This is a genomic window from Vibrio sp. 10N.239.312.D08 (genome assembly GCF_041466145.1).
In the GTDB taxonomy this organism is placed as follows: Bacteria; Pseudomonadota; Gammaproteobacteria; order Enterobacterales; family Vibrionaceae; genus Vibrio; species Vibrio crassostreae_C.
The window spans coordinates 1-1,358 of sequence record NZ_JBFSSD010000118.1 but is presented as its reverse complement, the minus strand read 5'-3'; the positions used below and the strand labels follow the sequence as shown (position 1 = coordinate 1,358).

Here is a 1,358-nt window from a genome sequence, read left to right as displayed (position 1 = left end):
AAATGGGTGATCGGATAATCCCGAAATGACTGATCGGAATGCTCCGAAATATGCAACGTTGATTCAATTTCTTCTTCCATAATTCCATCGGGTTATAAGCATACAATTACGTGATTATTACTCAAATCTCATACAAAATGTGTGATCTTGTTCATACTAGGCTGTGTAGCGTCAGGCAATCATTCAATTTGCATAAATCCTATTAGAAATATTTAGGGTAATACTCAATAACTACGAAGTACATCATCTCGTCCAAAACTCACTTTGGGGCAATTATGTGTTCATAAAAATCACGATTACTACTGCCAGTATGAGAAGCAATATTGGTAGCTTTGAGGCGGCATTGTTTTTCTTGGACTCCTTAGGTGGCGTCTCCACAACATTTAAAGTGGATGCGATGTTTGTAGCACTTGAAGGGGCTCCTTTTTGTTCTAAGCTATCTCTTATCTCATCATCTTCTTTGAGTTCATCTTTGTAACGGTTAATCACCGTATCTAATGACACATTCAACAATGTACAATAGGTCTTTGCTGTATTGGTGCCTTTAACCAATTCATAAACTTCGCTTGCCTCAGTAGTTAGTTGGTCAATCAACATGTATTGCGGTCTGCCGATTCTATGCTCCAATAAGTAACCGTTAATAGATCGCTCACGCCCATAACCAGTGACCAAAAGCCCAGCTACCAACTCTTCCAAAGGTGTTTTATCTTGGCTTTTTTCTCTTTGTACTTGCCTCAGCATAGACTCATAGGCCGAATAGACTAGATCCCAATCTTGCTTTTCGGTCGCTTCAGCTAGGTTAGTATGAGACTCTCTCCATCTAGCATCTGCAATTGACACATTGACTTCATCAACATTCCATTCTTTTGCTAAATTTTTACGTGCATTTAATACGCCCTTATTAGCTTCATACCAGTCACGCCACCATCCATCTGCTAGCGCTTTCAGTTCTTCCAACAGAAACAAATCGCCCTCACGATAGAGGCGTTGAGCACCAGACAATGGCTCTTTTCTTGGGTAAATGGGCTTCTTACAAGATTTACACTTTGCTTTACGTTTAGGTACTTTCTCTAGCTCATTGTTACAGTAAGGGCATTGTGACGTAGTACCGCAATTAGCTGCTAGCACTTTTAACTGTTCTTTCCTTTTCATAAAACGCTACCCAAGAATCTAAATAAAACCAATAATATATCACCATCTTACATTAGAAAATGTTGGTCAATATGATCGTGCTTGTTTAGTGAAGAGCAACAACTCTAAGTAGAAAAGGGGCAAAAATGAGTTATGTCACTACTCATTTTTGTGTGATCACCAAGCGATTCTGTCGTACCTTAACTACCAAACGACTTTGTCGTTAG

Annotated in this window: 1 protein-coding gene; it reads right to left on the bottom strand. The window is 39.2% G+C overall.

What is annotated here, in order from left to right:
• Positions 1-273: 273 nt before the first annotated feature.
• On the bottom strand, positions 274-1,152 hold the full coding sequence (locus tag AB6D58_RS24425) for a hypothetical protein (protein WP_372158792.1): 879 nt from the start codon (positions 1,150-1,152) through the stop codon (positions 274-276).
• Positions 1,153-1,358: the final 206 nt, after the last annotated feature.